We start from the raw sequence: 16,496 nt of genomic DNA, 5'->3' as shown, positions 1-16,496 counted from the left end.
GGCGGCCGGAGCACATCGCTCCGGCCGCCCTTCCCCGTCCGTCAGGACCGCTCGACCCGCCGGGGGCCGTCCCGCCGTCAGGCCCCGTCCAGCACCTCCACCAGCGCCGTCAGGAACTCCTTCGGCCGTTCCAACTGCACGCTGTGCCCGGCGCCTTCGACCGCTACCTCGCGCACCCGCCCGCCGGCGGCGGCGTAGCGGTCCAGTACGGCGCGGGTCTGGGCCACCATCGGCTGGGCCGGGCAGGTGTCCGCGCCGGGCCAGCCCGGGACGGCACCGATGGCGCCCAGGTGGGCCAGGTCGAAGAGCGAGGTGTCGGAGACGATCACGTCGGCCGTGCCGCGGATCCACAGGATCGGCGGCTTCGGCTCGACCAGTTCCAGGCCGTCGATCCGGAAGTGGGTCGGCGCCATCGAGTTGAGCACCCCGCGTTCGCCGGGACCGAAGCCCGGCCAGGCCTCGCTCGTGCGGCTGTCGCCCGGGTAGTGGTCCTCCCCGGTCCGGGTGGTCAGCATCGCCGCCACGTAGTGGTCCGGCTCCGCCAGCGGCTCGCTGACGTAGGTGGTGTTCAGCACCGAGAGCGGCGCGAACGGCGAGTCGGCGCCCGTCTCGCCCTCGCGCAGCAGCCGGACGAAATCGGGGGCCGCGCCGCCGGCGCCGGAGCCCGCCCCGTCGGGCGAGTTGAGCCGCCCGTCCACCCCCTGGGTGCCGCCGAAGCCGTACGGGGAGACCGGGTTGACCAGGGTGAGCGAGCGGACCAGCTCCGGGTGGTCGCGCAGCAGTTGCAGCACCACGCCGCCGCCCATGCTCCAGCCGACCAGGTGGACCGGGCCCAGGGCCAGCGCCCGGAGGTAGGAGAGCAGGTCCTCGCTGTGGTCGCGCAGGCCCCGGGTGGCGTCCACCGGCAGCGGCTCGGTGCGGCCGAAGCCGCGCAGGTCGGGGGCCAGCGGGCGGTAGCGGGCGGGGAGCCCGGTCATGGTCGAGTGCCAGAAGACGCCGGAGGAGACGTTGCCGTGCACCAGGACCACGGGTTCCCCGGTGCGGCCCGCGATCTCGGCGTAGCCCACGGTGAGCCGGTCGGTGGCGATCAGTCGGTCGGTGATCATCCGGGATGTCCTCAGTTCAGCCAGCCGGCGACCTGCGCGCTCGCCGCGCTGTCCCAGCCGAGTTGCAGGTGGTTGGCGAGGGCGATCAGCGCGGTGCCGCCGACGGTGCCGTAGCCGGTGGTGTCCAGCGCGCTGGCCACGAAGACCACGCCGTCGCTGGGCCCGCGGTTCTCGTTGAAGATCCCGACGATGCTGGGCGTGCCGCCGGCCAGGAGGTAGGCCGTCACCGAGGAGGGCACCCCGGCCTGGTGCAGCGGGGCGATCAGCGAGCCGGCGTTGATCGCGGCCTGGATGCCGCCGCCGTCGGTGTAGAAGCCCTGGCCGCCGTAGTAGGTCGTGTACCAGTCCTGCTGGGTCTGGTCGATGCCGAACACCGAGTCCCAGCGGGCCAGCATCTGCCGCTGCCCCGGGTAGTTGTCGTAGCCGCCCGAGGGGGTGAAGGAGAACTCCGGGTGCGCGGTGTAGGTGCCGTAGCAGGTCATGCGCAGGTGCGGGGACGGGGCGTTGACGGCACCGCCGCACTGCGGCCAGATCGAGAAGTCGTGCGCCCACCCGTGCGCGAACGGGTAGTCGTAGCCGCCGTTCGGGCCGCCGAGGGTGATCAGCTTGCGCACGTCGCCCGCGTACGGGCGGCCCCAGGAGGGCTTCACCGAGGACACGTAGGCCCGCGAGGACATCTCGCCCTTGCTCCAGCCCACCACGTCCACCTGCGGGACGCCGAGCTTGGCACGGATCAGCGCGACGGCGTCGCCGACCTCCTGGGCCTGCATCAGGTTGTCGCCCTGCTTGTGCGCGAAGCCGATCGCGAAGACCCGGTAGCCCCGCCCGGCCAGGTTCTGCATCAGCCCGGTGTTCGGGCAGGACATGGAGCCGCAGCCGTAGCCGCCGGACTCGCCGGGGTTGGCCCAGGCGCGGTCCGGGTTGTCGTTGGCGCCGTGCACCAGCAGCACCGGGACCTGGTGCGCGCCGGTGTTCCAGCCCGGGGCCGAGTAGAGCAGGAAACGGCCGGAGAAGGGCTGCTTGACGCCGCCGAAGAAGGTGAGCCGCTGGCCGTCCTGGTCGCCGCGGCCGTCCGGCGGGTACTGCTCCTGCCGGAAGCCGGTGGTGGTGTCGAGGTAGCGCTCGACCCGGTCCCAGCCGTTGGCGACGGTGCTGTAGGTCGCCTCCAGGGTCAGGTTGGCCGGCACCGCGGCCGCGGCCGGCCCTGCCGGGACGGCTGCACCGGCCAGCGCCAGGACGCCCGCGAGCACCCAGCCCAGTCCTCTTCGCCTGCCACGCCCGTTCCTTCGCATACGCGTTCACTCCTCCACACCGGGGGCCAAGTGCGCGACACGCTACGGACGCCGCAGTGCCATCCCTATGGAGGCGTCACATACCTCCGGCGTTCCGGTATGGGTGTCCACCACCTGGCCGGGGGCGGGACCCGGCTCCACTCTTCACGGAGACCGGTCGCCGAGGTCCGCACCCGCCGGGCGGAGGACCTCGCCGTTCCTCCGCCGGACGGTCATGCGTCGGACCCGCCCTGGTGCCGCGGGTCGGCCGACAGGCTGATCGCCGAGGCGGGGCACAGGGCGACCGCCTCGCGAACCGCGTCCAACGCCCCGGCCGGAGGCTCGGGTTGCCGCACGAACGACGTGCCGTCGTCCTCGCGCTGGTCGAAGACCTCGCCGGCCGTCAGGACGCACATTCCGGAGCCGATGCAGCGTTCGGCGTCCACGGTGATCCTCATCGATCACGCGTCCCAGGTGACGGGGAGGCTCTTCACCCCGTAGATGTCCGCGATCTCCGGGCGCAGGGCGACCTCCTCGGGCGGTACGGCCAGGCGCAGCGTGGGGAAGCGGTCGAGCAGCGCGGGGAAGGCGACCCGCATCTCGATGCGGGCCAGCTGTTGGCCCAGGCACTGGTGGATGCCGTGGCCGAAGGCCAGGTGTCCGCCGTCCTGCCTCCGCAGGTCGAGCACATGGGGATCGGGGAAGCGCTCGGGGTCGCGGTTGGCGGTGTTGAACGAGAGGATCAGCCGCTCGCCGGCCCTGACGGTCCGGCCGCCGAGTTCGACGTCCTCCAGGGCCGTCCGCATGAAGGTCTTGGCGACGCTCAGGTACCGCAGCAGTTCCTCCACGGCCCGGTCGGCGAGCGCGGGATCGCCCCGCAGTGCGGCCAGTTGGTCCGGGTTGCGCAGCAGCGCGAAGGTTCCGAGGGCCAGCATGTTCGCGGTGGTGTCGAGACCGGCCGCGAGCAGGATCAGGCTGATCCCCTTCAGTTCCTCGTCGGTCAGATCGCTGTCGGTGAGGTCGCTGAGCACGTCGTCGGTGGGATCGGCGCGCTTGGCGGCCACCAGCTCGGCCAGGTACTCCTGGGTCGAGGCGTAGGCCGCCATCATGTCCTCGTCGCTCGTCTCCCCGTTCATGAACGAGTCGACCTGCTCCTGGAAGGAGCCCCGGTCCTCGTACGGCACCCCGAGCAGCTCGCAGATCACGATGGCGGGGATGGGCTTGGCGAACGCGGTCACCAGGTCCGCCGGGGGCCCGGCCGCCTCCATGGCGTCCAGGCGGGCGGTGGTGACCTGCTCGATGCGCTCGGTGAGCAGCCGCATCCGCCGTACGGTGAACCTGCCCGTCAGGGGCTTGCGGTAGCGGCTGTGCTGGGGCTCGTCCATGAGGACGAACTCCCCGGGCGGCGCCGGCGGGATCTGGAAGTCGCCGTAGTCGATGGTCGGGTGGAGCATCAGGTCCTTGCGCGAGCTGAACCTCGTGTCGGCCAGCACGGCCCTGACCAGGTCGTATCCGGTGACCAGCCAGCCGGGCTGCCCGCCGGGGAAGGTGTAGCGGCTCATCGGCGCGTGCCGGCGGGCGTCGGTCAGCTCGGCGGGCGGGTCGAAGGGACAGCCGGGGCGGCGTGCCACCGGCATGGTCGTGACGGTGTGCGGGGATTCACCCATGGCCGTTCCTCGTTTCGCGTTGCCGCACGTTCGGATAACTGGAAAGCTACGGCCGTTTCTGACTCGACGTCAATCGCGTGGAACGCGTCTTTCCAGCTCAGCGGCGGTAAATTGATGCAATGACGCTGAACTCGAACGCAATGGATCGTTGCAATGGATGAAGGTTAAGGCAATGCCGCGCCCGGGCTCGCCCACGAGTACGGGTCAGGCCGGGTAGCTGAACACGGCGGTGAGCTGCGGCAGCGCGTCCCAGCCGACGACCGCGCTGCCGGCGGACTCGGACAGCGCACGGATGTAGGTGCCCGCGTACCCCTCGTCGGTCAGGTAGACGCCCCAGGTCGCGAGCCAGTCCCGCACCTCGCCGGTCTCCGCGTCCTGCACCGGCTCCGGCTGCGCCGGGGCCTTGCGCTGCACCAGGAACCGTCGCCGGTCGCACTCCGTCAGGGCCCGCCGCCAGTCCCCGTCGGACGTCTCCCAGCCGGCGACGATGCCGCCGCCGCGCGCGTCGTTGTTCGGCTTGAGGATCAGGTCCTCCCGATGGGCGCGGCAGTAGTCGATCAGATCGACCACGTCGCCGTCCACCTCGACCGTGCCCTCGGCCATCGACCGCGTCCACGGCAGCATTCCGTCGACCAGGGCGAGCTCGTCCTCGGCCAGGGCGGCCCGGAACCGGGGGTCGTGCAGCATCGGCAGGATGCCCTTGTTGCCGTGCAGGTCGGTACAGATCGGGGTCAGCTGCACGGTCCGGCCCTCCTCGTGGGCGCGGAAGACCGGCTCCATGGCCGCGGCGACCTCGGGGTCGGCGAGGATCTGGTCCACCGACACGTAGCGGAGGATCACGTCCACCGGGGTGCCGTCCAGGTGGATCTTCCCGCCCGGCGAGCTCAACTCGCCCACCTCGGCCAGTCGCAGGTCGATTCCCTTGCCCCGCATGTACTCCTGGAAGGGCAGCATGTACTTCCGGTACCGGGCCACCCGGCCGTTGCTCTCCAGCATCACGACCACCGGTGTGCCGGCGGCGGACACGCTCTCGGCGCAGCGGGTGAGCATGCGGGCGATGCCCGCCCCGATGTCGGGGTAGGTCAGCCGGTGCTTCTCGGCGAACTCCCGGAACCTGGGCACGTCCATCAGCGCCCGCGGGATGTCGCCGGTCCGCTCCATGCCGCCGAGGTCGGCGCCGATGTTGAACTCCAGCAGCCGCCAGGAGTCGCCGTCGCGGTGCAGGTCGGCCCGGCCGTACGGGATCGGCGGCACGAGTCCGTTCCGGCGGACGATCTCCACCGACCGGCGGTCGAGCCCGAGCGCCTCGCCGTAGGCGAACACGTCGCCACCGTGGAGCCGGCCGGGCAGCGAGACGATCAGGTCGTGGAACCGCATGAGCCGGTCGGCGACGCCGCGGATCGAGGTCTCCTCGACGAACAGCGGCCGGCCGAGCACCCGCCCGTCGAAGGCCGCGGTGAAGTGCGGCGGGAACCGCAGGTGGTCGACGACCCCGCGCAGGCCGTCGCGTCCCTCGGCGGCGCATTCGTCCAGGTAGGACCGGGTGACGGGGCAGGGGTTCCGGTTCATGCGGTGACCGTTCGCTGGTAGAGGGTGGGCACCTTGCCGCGCTCGGTGCGCTCGAAGTCGCCGCGCTCGACGTGCTCCACGGTGAATCCCAGGCAGCGCGGGCCGGTGACGATCTGGTTGAGCTCGACGGTGTCCGCGAAGGCCGCGACCACCGCGTCGACGGTGATGTCCCCGGGTGTGCTCGGTGACAGCAGCAGCCGCACCCGGTACCGGTTGACGGTCCAGAGCACCTGAAACTGGCAGTCGGCGGGATCGGTGATGCCCAACCGGGCGAGCCGCGACATCAACTGGTCGGCGGAGACGGTCTCGGAGTCCACGTTCAGCGACTGCCGGGCCCGGCCGAGCAGGGTGAGCACGGAGGCCCGGCTGCCGCAGCGGCACGGCTGGGTGCTCAGCCGGCCCCGGTCGCCGATGGCGTAGCGGAACAGGGCCATGCCGGTGTCGCTCAGCGGCGTGACCAGGACCTCGCCCTCCTCGCCGTCGGCCACGGCGAGCCCGGTCTCCTCGTCGACGATCTCCACCACCATCGCGTCCTCGTGCACGTGGTGGTCGTTGCCGGACAGCCACTGGCACTGGTAGCCGATGGGCCCGGTCTCGGTGGTGGAGTAGGCCAGCGAGCGCACCGTCAGGCCGGGCAGGGCGGCGGTGAGCGCCGCGGTGCGGCCGGCGCCGAGGCTCTCCCCGATGTAGAGGTAGGTCCGCATCGAGGCGAGCAGGTCCGGGGGCGTTCCGGTGAGCAGGTCCACCCCGTACCCCGGCGGCGCGGCCAAGGTGTCGATCGCGTGCTCGGAGATCATCTTCGCCGTCTCCGCGACGCTGGTGACGTTGCCCAGGGGGTACACCCGCGCGCCGAGCAGCCGAGCGACCTCCTGGGTGAACAGGAAGGATCCGTTGAGTTCGGCCCCGTAGAGGCAGTTCGCCACCCGGCGGGGCGGCTCGGGCAGGGTCGCGCGCAGCCCGCGCGCGCCGAGCGCGGACACCTGCTCGTTGAACGCCCAGGAGTGGTACATCATCTTGACCTTGCTGGAGGTCCCGCTGGAACGAAGCACCATGCCGGGCTGGTCGCCGTCGATCAGGAACTCCACCGAGTGCGGCGGACAGCCGTCGGCCAGCGCGGACGGGGTCAGCACGGGCAGCTCCGGCAACCGGTCCAGGCTGTGCACGGAGTCGAGCCCGGGCCAGCGGCGCAGCACCGCGGGCGTGCGCCGGGCCGCGGCCACCAAGCGCGTGAAGTTGTGCGCCCGCAGTCGCTCGATCTCCTCCCGGCTGATGGCGTCCAGGTCGGCGGCGAGCCGAATGCCGGTGTTCATCGGGAACCTCCGTTGTGTGCTGATCTCGTCGCGCACGATCGCCGTGCCTGCCCGGACCGCTCCGCGCAGCGCGCGCGTTCCTGCCCGGGCGGCCCCGGCGCCGACGGGCCGGCCGCACCGGGCATTCGCGTGGCCCCATTCCCATTCCGTCGACGCCCGAACACTAGATTCCGTCGGACGACCGGACGACCGGCTTCTTTGCGTTATGGGGCGGTATTTTTTGCTGAGGGCGGCATTTGTTGCGCGAATTATCCGACCGTCGACGGGAGGCGTTCCGGTTCGTCCAACTCCCGCCAAACCCGGAACACGAACGGCCACAGCGAAACGAGCAGGCAGAGCCCGCCGAGCACGAGCACCGCGGCGGTCGGCCCGACCGCGTCCAGCAGCACCCCGGCCAGCAGCAGTCCCACCGGCATGGCCGCGTTGGCCGAGGCGTGGAACGCCGCGAACACCCGGCCGCGCAGCCCCTCGGGCACCCGGGCGTACTTGACCGCGGCGATCACCGGGTTGATCGGGCCGTTCGCCATCATGCAGGCCGAGACCACCAGCACCAGCAGCACCGGGTGCGGGTCGGCCGCCACGGCCAGGAAGACGGGCGCGCCGGAGACCAGGGAGCAGATCGCGAACACCCGCCACCGACGGCCGCCGTCGCCCAGCCAGCCGTACAGCGCCGTGCCCAGGATGCTGGCGCCGCTGGACGCGGCGATCAGCACGCCGACCAGCGTGCTGTCGTGCCACACGGTCAGTCCGTAGGCGGGCAGCAGCACCGAGAGCAGCCCGACGGTGAGGGCGTTCAAGGCCGCGCACTGCACGCCGATGACCAGCAGCAACCGGTCGCGCCGGAAGTGCTCGGCGGCCTGCTTGAGCTCCCGCAGGTAGCCGTGCGCGCCGCCGGCCGGCGCGGGCCCGGCGGCGGCCGCGGGCCGGACCAGGAGGCCCACCAGCGCCGCCGCGGTGAGCAGCGCCGCGCCGTCGGCCAGCAGGACCCAGGTGGGTCCGATCAGCCCGATCAGAATGCCGCCGAGCGGCGCGCCGAGCAGGTCTCCGGTGCGCAGCGCGGACTCCTCCGCGCTGGTGCCCCGCTCGACGCGGACGCTGGTCGCGGCCAGCACGGCGGGCAGCAGCACCTGTTTGGCGCTGCGGGAGGGCGCTCGCCCGGCGCCGATCCCGAACACCAGGACCACGAGCACCGGCAGCGACAGCAGGTCCAGTGCCTCCGCGGCCGGGATCGCGATCACCGCGACGGAGGCCGCCAGGTCGGCCATGATGCTGCCGCGCCACGCGCCGTACCGGTCCAGCAGCGGGCCGACCAGCACCACCGAGAGGACCAGCCCGAGCGTTTCGGCGGCGGCCACGGCCCCGGTCTGGAGGCCGCTGCCGGTTCTGGACAGCACGAACCAGGGAAGGGCGATCATCGTCATCGTCGCGCCGCACGAGGACACGCCGCACGCGGCGACGAGTGCGATCAACGGCAGTCGACGGATCACCGGCGTACTCCGCGGAACAAGGTGTTCACGATTCCCCTAAATGCCGATTTTCGGATGCTAGTATCCGCTGGACCATTCATCGAATAATCCAATTCGGAGTCTCACCCGTGGATCCTGTTGTCACTGACCGGCTGGTGCTGCGTTCCTTCACCGAGGCGGATATCGACGACCTGCACGACATCCAGCGCCGTCCGGACGTGACCCGGTACCTGCTGTGGGACGCCCGCACCCGCGAGGAGACGCGCACCGCGCTGGCCACCAGGATCTCGGAGTCCGAGCTGGCGGGGGAGGGCGACAACCTGGCCGTCGCGGTGGAGCTGCGCGAGTCCGGCCGGCTCATCGGCGAGTTCAACCTGGACTGGCTGAGCGCCGAACTGGGCCGCGCCGAGATCGGTTTCGTGATGAACCCCGACCACGGCGGCCGCGGGTACGCCACCGAAGCCGGCCGCGAGGTGCTGCGGCTGGCGTTCGAGCGGTACGGCTTCCACCGGGTGGTCGGCATGTGCAACGGGAACAACGTTTCGTCGATGCGGCTGATGGAGCGTCTCGGCATGCGCCGGGAGGCGTTCTTCGTACAGGGCGAGATGCTCAAGGGGCAGCGGGCGGACCTGGCCGTGTACGCGATGCTGGGCACCGAGTGGGCCGGCGCGGACGTCATCGCCGAGGGAACTCAGGTCGCCCGGGGATGACGTCCGCACGTCGTGGTGGCCGCCCGCCTAGAGGATGGTGGCCACCGCGGCGGGGTCGCTCGCGAGGAGGTAGTCCGTGAGCGTGTCGTAGCGTTCACGGAGCTGACGCTTGAGCACCTTGCCGGTGACGCCCTGCGGGATGTCGGTGACGGAGCCGGTCAGTTCGAGCACGGCCAGCGTCGGGTGGCCGGCCGCGCCGAGCACGGTGTTGGCCGAGGCGAGCAGCTGCGCCGGGTCGAGGTCCTCGCCGTGGGCGGCGACCAGGGCCACCGCGACCGTGTTCCCGCCGTGCCGGCCGGCCACGACCGTGCAGTCCACGATCACCGGCAGCTCGTTGAGCAGGAGCTCCTCCATCTGCACCGAGTGCGCGGGGCCCGCCGCGGTCGCGATGGTGTCCACCGCCCGGTCCACCTGGTAGAAGTCGCCGGCCTCGTCCTGGTACGCCAGGTCGCCGGACAGCCAGTACCCGGACAGCCGGCTGCGGTAGGTGGTGTCGGAGTCGTTCCAGTACCCCGCGGTGATGGTGGGGCCCTTGGCGCCCAGCAGTCCGATCTCGCCGCGGTCCGCCGCGGTGCCGTCCCGGCGCAGCACGACGACCTCGGACAGCGCGTCGGGACGGCCGATGCAGCGGTCGTTGCGCTCCGAGGCCAGCGATCGCGGCTGCACCATCAGGCCCCAGCCCAGTTCGGTGGCGCCGAAGCGGTCGTAGAACACCGCGGAGGGCAGCTCGGGGTCGCGCTTGCCCAGGATGGCCTTGAGGTGGGCCTCGTGGATGGCGTCGCCCATGGTCACCCAGCTGTCCACCGAGTCGACCGCGCCGTCGGCGACCTCGACGTCGGCCAGTTCCGTGAACGCGTGCGCGAAGGCCATCACCGTGGTCGGCCGGTACCGGCGGATGGCGTCGACCAGGTCGGCGCCGGTGGGGTCGTAGTGGGCGACCATGGGCGTGCCGGCCAGGACGGCGTAGTTGACGTACACCACCGAGCCCAGGTGCGACTGCGGCTGCGCGGCCATCATCAGGTCGTCGGGCGAGTCCAGGTAGTTCGTGAGCCGGAACCGCGGGCCGGCGACGCTGGACGCGTGCGTCTGCACCACCGGCTTGGGGAAGCCCGTGGTGCCCGACGAATGCAGGATCGAGACCGGGTCGTCGGGCGCGTGCCGGAACCGCGCGGCGGCGTCCAGCTCGGCCTGGGGCGGCGCGGGCACGTCCTCGGCCAGTACGACCCAGCGCGAGCCCGGCAGTTCGGCGAGCTCGGGGCCGAGGAGGTCGCGCCGGCCGCGGGTCGTGTACACGCCGACCGGCTCGGTGCGCCGGATCAGTTCGAGCGCGTTCTCCTTGGGGGCCTTGCTGTTGATCAGCACCGCGATCGCGCCGATGGTCGCCAGCGCGTGCAGGTGGACCGAGTAGGCGAAGGAGTCCTCGATGTGGACCGCGACCCGGTCCCGGGGCCGCACGCCCCGGTCGAGGTACCAGACCGACCAGCTCTGCACGAGCCGGTCCAGCCCGCGGAGGCTGAACTCGGTCGTCGTCCCGCCGTCGCAGGTGGCGACCGGCCGGCCGGTGGCGATGAACGGCAGGTCCGGGTTCGGGCTGACGGCCAGCGCCGACTCCAGGACGTTCCCGCCCCCGAGACGGGGATCCGCGGCGAGCTTCGCACGTGACTCGGCGGACAGCAGGGTTCGAGCGGACAAGGTCATCGGCGCGCCTTCCGGTGATGGTTTCCGGGAACCGATCGTCCGTGGGCGTGCCGGAAGCGACAAGGTCTTTCTTGCGCATGTGGACCTCGGTTGTTGCGCGAGACCGCGTTTGTTGCCGCAACCGCCGCGCGGGCTGCTGCGGACCGCCGTTGGCAGGTACATCTGGAAGAGCCCTTCGGTGGGCGAGACGATCACGAGGAGATTCCAGGTGACCATGGGGGATTCGGCGGCACGATCCGGCGGAGCGGACCGTCAACTCGAGGAACTGCGGGGCGAACTGGACGGCATCGACGCCCGTCTGCTGGACGTGCTGCGCGACCGGATCGACGTCTGTGTGCGCGTCGCCCACCACAAGAGGGAGCACGGCGTCCCGATGATGCAGCCGCACCGCATCGGCATCGTGCAGGAGCGGGCCGCGCGGTACGGCGAGCGCAACGGGATCGACCAGGACTTCCTGCGCCGGCTGTACGACCTGATCATCGCCGAGACCTGCCGGGTCGAGGACCTGGTCATGGGCAACACCCCGGCGAGCTAGGCACCACGGCCACACTGAAGGAAGGACAGACCGGGCAATGCGGATGTTGCTGATCGACAACTACGACTCGTTCACCTACAACCTGTACCAGCTGCTCGGCGAGGTGACCGGCCGGGCGCCGGTCGTGGTGCGCAACGACGCCGAATTCCCGGCGGAGCGGATGGCCGAGTTCGACGGCATCGTGGTGTCCCCCGGGCCCGGCCGGCCCGACCGGGCCCGTGACTTCGGCATCAGCTCCCGCGCCGTCCTCGAGTCGGGACGGCCGGTGCTCGGCGTGTGCCTCGGCCACCAGGGCATCGCGAACCTGTTCGGCGGAAAGGTCGGCCTCGCGCCCGAACCCATGCACGGCCGCAGCTCGCTGGTGCACCACACCGGCGACGGCGTCTTCGCCGGGCTGCCCACGCCGTTCTCGGTGGTGCGCTACCACTCGCTGACCGTCACCGACCTGCCCGAGGTGCTCGAACGCACCGCGTGGACCGAGGACGGCGTGCTGATGGGCCTGCGCCACCGGACGGACCCGCTGTGGGGCGTCCAGTTCCACCCCGAATCCATCAGCAGCGAGCACGGCAGGCTGCTGCTGGCGAACTTCCGCGACCTCGCGATGGACGCGCGCCCCGCTCCGGCCGTCGCCCCGCCTCCACCGGCCGCGCGGCCGAAGCCCGCTGACGCCACGTCGGATCTGCGCCTGCACGTGCGCGAGGCGGCGCACGAGCCGGACCCGGACGCGGCGCACCGGGAACTGTTCTCCGGCTCCACCCGCAGCTTCTGGCTGGACAGCAGCGAGACCCGCCACGAACGCTCGCGGTTCTCGATCATGGGCGACGACAGCGGACCGCTGGCCGAGTACGTCTCCTACGACGTCGGCCGGCAGCTGGTCACCGTCACCCACTCGGACGGCCGGGTCGAGGAGGTCCACCGGGACTTCTTCGGCTACCTCCAGGACAGTCTGGCCGCGCGATCGCTGCCGGCACCCGACGGTCTGCCGTTCGACTTCAACCTGGGCTACGTCGGTTACCTGGGCTACGAGTTGAAGGCCGAGACCGGTGGCTCCCGGGTGCACCGGGCCGACACCCCCGACGCCGCCCTGCTGTTCGCCGACCGCGCGCTGGTCGTCGACCACGTGGAACACCGGTCGTACCTGCTGGCGCTGAGCACGCCGGAGCACGAGGCGGCCGCGCTCGACTGGCTGGACGGGACGGCGGCCCGGCTGTCCCGGCTCGACGGGTCCGCCGTGGACGACTCGGGCCGCACGGGTGTACTGGCCGGCGCCGAGGCCGCCGACATGGCCGGCTGGGAGACCGCCCGTCCGCGCCACGACCGCGAGGGCTACCTCAAGCGGATCGAGGAGTGCCTCGACGAGATCCGGCTCGGCGAGTCGTACGAGATCTGCCTGACCAACACGGTCACCGTGGACGAGAGGATCGATCCCCGGCACACCTACTCCCGGCTGCGCCGGATCAGCCCGGTGCCCTACGGGGCCTTCCTGGACTTCGCCGAGGTCGCGGTGCTCAGCGCGTCGCCGGAGCGGTTCCTGCGGATCGGCGCCGACGGCGTCGTGGAGTCCAAGCCCATCAAGGGAACCCGGCCCCGCGGCGGCACCCCCGACCAGGACGAGCTGCTCAAGCTGGACCTCTCCACGCACGAGAAGGACCGCGCGGAGAACCTGATGATCGTCGACCTGGTGCGCAACGACCTGAACACGGTCTGCGAGATCGGCTCGGTGCACGTCCCGGTGCTGTTCGACGTGGAGACGTACGCGCCGGTGCACCAGCTGGTCTCCACCGTCCGCGGCACGCTGCGGGCGGAGGAGAGCGCGGTCGGCTGCGTGCGCGCGGCGTTCCCCGGCGGCTCCATGACCGGCGCGCCGAAGGTGCGCACGATGGAGATCATCGACCGGCTGGAGGAGGGCCCGCGCGGCGTCTACAGCGGTTCGCTGGGCTGGTTCGCCCTGTCCGGCGCCGCGGATCTGAGCATCGTGATACGGACCCTGGTCGCCACCGGCGAACGGATGAGCTTCGGCGTCGGCGGCGCGATCGTGGCGCTGTCGGACCCCGACGAGGAGTACGAGGAGACCGTGGTGAAATCGCGCGCGGTGCTCACCGCGGTCGCGGCGACGGCGCTGCGCCCCGCGCTGGGAGGACTGGCATGAGCGGGACCGGAGTTCGGTCGCTGCGGCGTTGCCTGGTGGCGGGCGGCGCCGGCGCGGTCGGCGGCATGTTCGCCTCGCTGCTGGCCGGTTCGGGCGCCGAGGTCGTCGTGGTGGACCCGGCCGGCGGCGACATCGCCGGGGACATCACCTCGCCCGGTGGCGCCCTGGTCGCGGAGCTGGGCAAGGCGGACCTGGTGCTGCTGGCGGTGCCCGAGCGCACGGGGCTGGCCGCGATCCCGCTCATCGCTCCGCACCTGCGTCCCGGCGCGCTGCTGGTGGACACGCTGTCCGTGAAGGACGCCGTGGTGACCGCGCTCCAGGGCGTCGAGGGCGTGCAGGCCGTCAGCCTGAACCCGATGTTCGCGCCGGCCCTGGGCATGCCCGGCAAGCCGGTCGCCACCGTCGTGGTGCACGACGGGCCGGCCGCGGCCGAACTGCTGCGGCTGCTCGCCGAGTGGGGCGGCCGACCGGTGCTGCTCGACGCCGAGCGGCACGACCGGCTCACCGCCGCCGCCCAGGTGCTCACCCACGCCAGCGTGCTCGGTTTCGGGCTGGCGCTGGAGGAACTCGGCACCGACATCGGCGAACTCGGCGAGATCGCCCCGCCGCCGCACGCGACCCTGCTGGCCCTGCTGGCCAGGATCGCCTCCGGGACACCGGAGGTGTACTGGGACATCCAGGTCGCCAATCCCGACGCCGCGCGGGCCCGCGGTGCGCTGGCCGCGTCCGTGCGCCGACTGGCCGACCTGATCGACGGCGGCGACGAAGCCGGGTTCGCCGCGGCGCAGGGCCGGCTGCGCGACCTCTTCGGCACCGCCCTGGACGAGCACCGCGACACCTGCGCCCACCTGTTCGACGCCCTGTCCGCGTCCACCCGAATCGAGGCGACATGATCCATCCGCAGCAGGAGACACAGCCGGCCAACTGGGTCGAGTCCCGCATCAACAAGACGTCCGACTCCCTGGACGTGGCGTTCGAGCAAGGCCTGACCGGGCACGTGGTCACCGGCCGCAAGCCCGGCAAGGTGGTCTGCCTGGCGGACGGCACCGAGGCGCTGGAGTTCGTGTCCTGCTCCTACCTGGGTCTTGAGGAGCACCCCGCGCTGGTGACGGCCGCCGAGGAGGCGCTGCGTCGCTTCGGCGTGCACCTGTCGACCTCCCGCAACCGGATGCGCCCGCACTACCTCGGCGAGTTGGAGGACCTGCTCTCCACGGTGTACCGCGGCAACAAGGTCGTCCCCTTCACCTCCGTCGGAACCGTCCACCTGGGACTGCTGCCGCTGCTCGGCGCCGGCGCGCTGCCCAGCTACCCGATCGCGCCCGGCGGCGCGACCTTCCTGGTGGACCGGACCGCGCACTCCTCGATGCAGGTGCTGCGGGGGGTCCTCGATCAGATCGGCCCCGCGCGCCGGTTCGACCTGGAGACGCCCGACTCGCTGGAGTCCGCGCTGCGCGACGCCCGTCGCGACGGGCGCACGCCGATCGTGCTGATCGACGGCGTCGGCTCGATGGGCGGTCTGATCGACGTCGCCGGGATCCTGGAGGCGCTGGCGCCCCACGGGGGACACCTCTACATCGACGACGCGCACGGCATCTCCGTCGCGGGCAAGCACGGCGCCGGCTACGCCTTCGAGGCGCTCGGCGACCGGCTGCCGCCCAACGTGGTCATCGCCGGCTCGCTGTCCAAGGCGTTCGGCGGCTGCGGCGGGTTCGCGGTGGTGCCGAGCGAGGACGACGTGCGCGTGCTGCGCAAGTTCGCGAACCCGCTGGTCTTCGGGCACTCGATCATGCTGCCGATGCTGGCCGCGAACGTCGCCTCGGCCCGGCTGCACCTCGACGGCGAGGTCGCCGCGCTGCAGGAGCGGCTGTGGCGCAACACCGAGGTGTTCGACGAGCTGACCGGCAACCGGCTCGTCAACGCCGGTCTGCGGTCCCCGGTGCGCGGTGCGCACTTCGACACCGAGGAGGCGGCCTTCCGCGCGGCCACCACGCTGAAGGAGGCCGGGGTGCTCATCCTGCCGGCCTTCTTCCCCACCGTGGCCAAGGGCACCGGTCTGATCCGCTTCGCCCTGTCCTCGCTGCACGAACGCGGCCATCTGGAGACGGCCGCGAACATCCTGGAAGGAGTCCGGAACGGATGACCGCCGACATTGGTGAACCGACGCTGGGTGCGTTCCTGACGGACGCCGAGAAGACCCTCGCCGAGGCCGGCGCCTGGCAGCCGCGCGGGGACGCCGAGAAGCTGGCCGAGTACGTGCTGGGCCGCGCCGTGGAGCGGCTGCCCCTCGACGCCACGCTCGGCCGGGAGGATCTGGCCCGGCTGCGGGAGCTGGTCGCCCGCCGGGCCGACCGCACGCCGGTGGAGTACCTGACCGGCCGTGCCGTGCTCGGCGGTGTCGAGGTCGCGGTGGGCCCGGGCGTCTTCGTGCCCCGCAAGCACACCGAGCCGCTGCTGGCCTGGGGGCTGGACGTGGTGAGCGGGGTGTCCAAGCCGCTCGCGGTGGACCTGTGCACCGGATCGGCGGCGATCGCCCTGGCGGTCGCGCACGCCCGGCCGGACGCGACCGTGCACGCCATCGAGCTCGACCCGGTGGCCCTGACCTGGGCGCGCCGCAACGCCGCGCGGCAGGCGGAGCTCGGCGACACCCCGATCATCCTGCACGCCGGCAATGTCACCGACACCGCGATGTTCGCCGACCTGGACGGCACGGTGGACCTGCTGCTGGCCAATCCGCCGTTCGTGGTGGACGGCGTCGTGCTGCCGCCGGAATGGCAGGAGCACCAGCCGTGGCCCGCGCTGTTCGGCGGCCAGGACGGACTCGTCGTGATCCGCGCGGTGGTGGCGGCCGCCACCCGGCTGCTGCGTTCCGGCGGCGGCGTCGCGATCGAGCACGACGACGAGCAGGCCGACGTGGTCATGTCCCTGCTGCGGGAACAGGACGCCTTCACCGGCATCAGCTACGGCGTGGACCACTGGGGCACCCCCCGGTACACCACCGCGCGCAGAAAGTAACGA

The 16,496-nt window shown here is 71.9% G+C and carries 14 protein-coding genes; 6 read left to right on the top strand and 8 right to left on the bottom strand.

Annotation, left to right across the window (positions count from 1 at the left end; genetic code table 11):
• Nucleotides 1–77: 77 nt before the first annotated feature.
• The 7 genes from ACGFSC_RS17115 to ACGFSC_RS17085 all read right to left on the bottom strand — a co-directional run bounded on the left by ACGFSC_RS17115 (nucleotide 78) and on the right by ACGFSC_RS17085 (nucleotide 8,410).
• Nucleotides 78–1,106, bottom strand: a complete 1,029-nt coding sequence (locus ACGFSC_RS17115; protein ID WP_359898868.1) for an alpha/beta hydrolase — start codon at nucleotides 1,104–1,106, stop codon at nucleotides 78–80.
• Between the two features lie 11 nt (nucleotides 1,107–1,117).
• Nucleotides 1,118–2,398 carry a lipase gene (locus ACGFSC_RS17110; protein WP_359898870.1) on the bottom strand — a complete coding sequence of 427 codons (1,281 nt, stop codon included), beginning with the start codon at nucleotides 2,396–2,398 and terminating at the stop codon, nucleotides 1,118–1,120.
• A gap of 212 nt (nucleotides 2,399–2,610) precedes the next feature.
• Nucleotides 2,611–2,835: a ferredoxin gene (locus tag ACGFSC_RS17105; RefSeq protein WP_359898872.1), complete on the bottom strand. Its 225-nt coding sequence runs from the start codon at nucleotides 2,833–2,835 to the stop codon at nucleotides 2,611–2,613.
• Between the two features lie 3 nt (nucleotides 2,836–2,838).
• Nucleotides 2,839–4,044: a cytochrome P450 gene (locus ACGFSC_RS17100; protein ID WP_359898873.1), complete on the bottom strand. Its 1,206-nt coding sequence runs from the start codon at nucleotides 4,042–4,044 to the stop codon at nucleotides 2,839–2,841.
• Between the two features lie 204 nt (nucleotides 4,045–4,248).
• Nucleotides 4,249–5,613 carry a hypothetical protein gene (locus ACGFSC_RS17095; protein ID WP_359898875.1) on the bottom strand — a complete coding sequence of 455 codons (1,365 nt, stop codon included), beginning with the start codon at nucleotides 5,611–5,613 and terminating at the stop codon, nucleotides 4,249–4,251.
• Entirely contained in the window at nucleotides 5,610–6,923 is a 1,314-nt protein-coding gene (locus ACGFSC_RS17090; RefSeq protein WP_359898877.1) for an AMP-binding protein, read from the bottom strand. Before ACGFSC_RS17090 ends, ACGFSC_RS17095 begins: the two co-directional genes overlap by 4 nt.
• Nucleotides 6,924–7,171: 248 nt before the next feature.
• Nucleotides 7,172–8,410, bottom strand: coding sequence for an MFS transporter (locus ACGFSC_RS17085; RefSeq protein WP_359898879.1), 1,239 nt, complete (start codon nucleotides 8,408–8,410; stop codon nucleotides 7,172–7,174).
• A gap of 107 nt (nucleotides 8,411–8,517) precedes the next feature.
• On the opposite strand from ACGFSC_RS17085, the gene ACGFSC_RS17080 reads away from it, so the two are divergent.
• The gene (locus tag ACGFSC_RS17080; protein WP_359898881.1) at nucleotides 8,518–9,099 is read left to right on the top strand and encodes a GNAT family protein; all 582 of its coding nucleotides are present in this window, start codon (nucleotides 8,518–8,520) and stop codon (nucleotides 9,097–9,099) included.
• 27 nt (nucleotides 9,100–9,126) lie between these two features.
• Here the strand turns inward: ACGFSC_RS17080 and ACGFSC_RS17075 are convergent, their stop codons facing one another.
• Nucleotides 9,127–10,797, bottom strand: a complete 1,671-nt coding sequence (locus tag ACGFSC_RS17075) for a class I adenylate-forming enzyme family protein (protein ID WP_359898883.1) — start codon at nucleotides 10,795–10,797, stop codon at nucleotides 9,127–9,129.
• 214 nt (nucleotides 10,798–11,011) lie between these two features.
• Here ACGFSC_RS17075 and ACGFSC_RS17070 point away from each other — a divergent pair, with 214 nt between their 5' ends.
• The 5 genes from ACGFSC_RS17070 to ACGFSC_RS17050 are packed head-to-tail and all read left to right on the top strand — an operon-like array spanning nucleotide 11,012 to nucleotide 16,493.
• Nucleotides 11,012–11,332, top strand: coding sequence for a chorismate mutase family protein (locus ACGFSC_RS17070; RefSeq protein ID WP_359899017.1), 321 nt, complete (start codon nucleotides 11,012–11,014; stop codon nucleotides 11,330–11,332).
• Between the two features lie 37 nt (nucleotides 11,333–11,369).
• Nucleotides 11,370–13,481: an aminodeoxychorismate synthase component I gene (pabB, locus tag ACGFSC_RS17065; RefSeq protein WP_359898885.1), complete on the top strand. Its 2,112-nt coding sequence runs from the start codon at nucleotides 11,370–11,372 to the stop codon at nucleotides 13,479–13,481.
• Nucleotides 13,478–14,374: a prephenate dehydrogenase/arogenate dehydrogenase family protein gene (locus tag ACGFSC_RS17060; protein WP_359898887.1), complete on the top strand. Its 897-nt coding sequence runs from the start codon at nucleotides 13,478–13,480 to the stop codon at nucleotides 14,372–14,374. Before pabB ends, ACGFSC_RS17060 begins: the two co-directional genes overlap by 4 nt.
• Nucleotides 14,371–15,621 (top strand): aminotransferase class I/II-fold pyridoxal phosphate-dependent enzyme, encoded by a 1,251-nt coding sequence (locus ACGFSC_RS17055; protein WP_359898889.1) that lies wholly within the window; start codon nucleotides 14,371–14,373, stop codon nucleotides 15,619–15,621. Before ACGFSC_RS17060 ends, ACGFSC_RS17055 begins: the two co-directional genes overlap by 4 nt.
• Nucleotides 15,618–16,493 carry a HemK/PrmC family methyltransferase gene (locus ACGFSC_RS17050; protein ID WP_359898891.1) on the top strand — a complete coding sequence of 292 codons (876 nt, stop codon included), beginning with the start codon at nucleotides 15,618–15,620 and terminating at the stop codon, nucleotides 16,491–16,493. Before ACGFSC_RS17055 ends, ACGFSC_RS17050 begins: the two co-directional genes overlap by 4 nt.
• Nucleotides 16,494–16,496: the final 3 nt, after the last annotated feature.

It is taken from the genome of Kitasatospora sp. NPDC048715 (assembly GCF_043198905.1).
In the GTDB taxonomy this organism is placed as follows: Bacteria; Actinomycetota; Actinomycetes; order Streptomycetales; family Streptomycetaceae; genus Kitasatospora; species Kitasatospora lactacystinica.
Note: the sequence above shows the minus strand (reverse complement) of the source record. Positions and strands in the feature narration are given on the sequence as shown.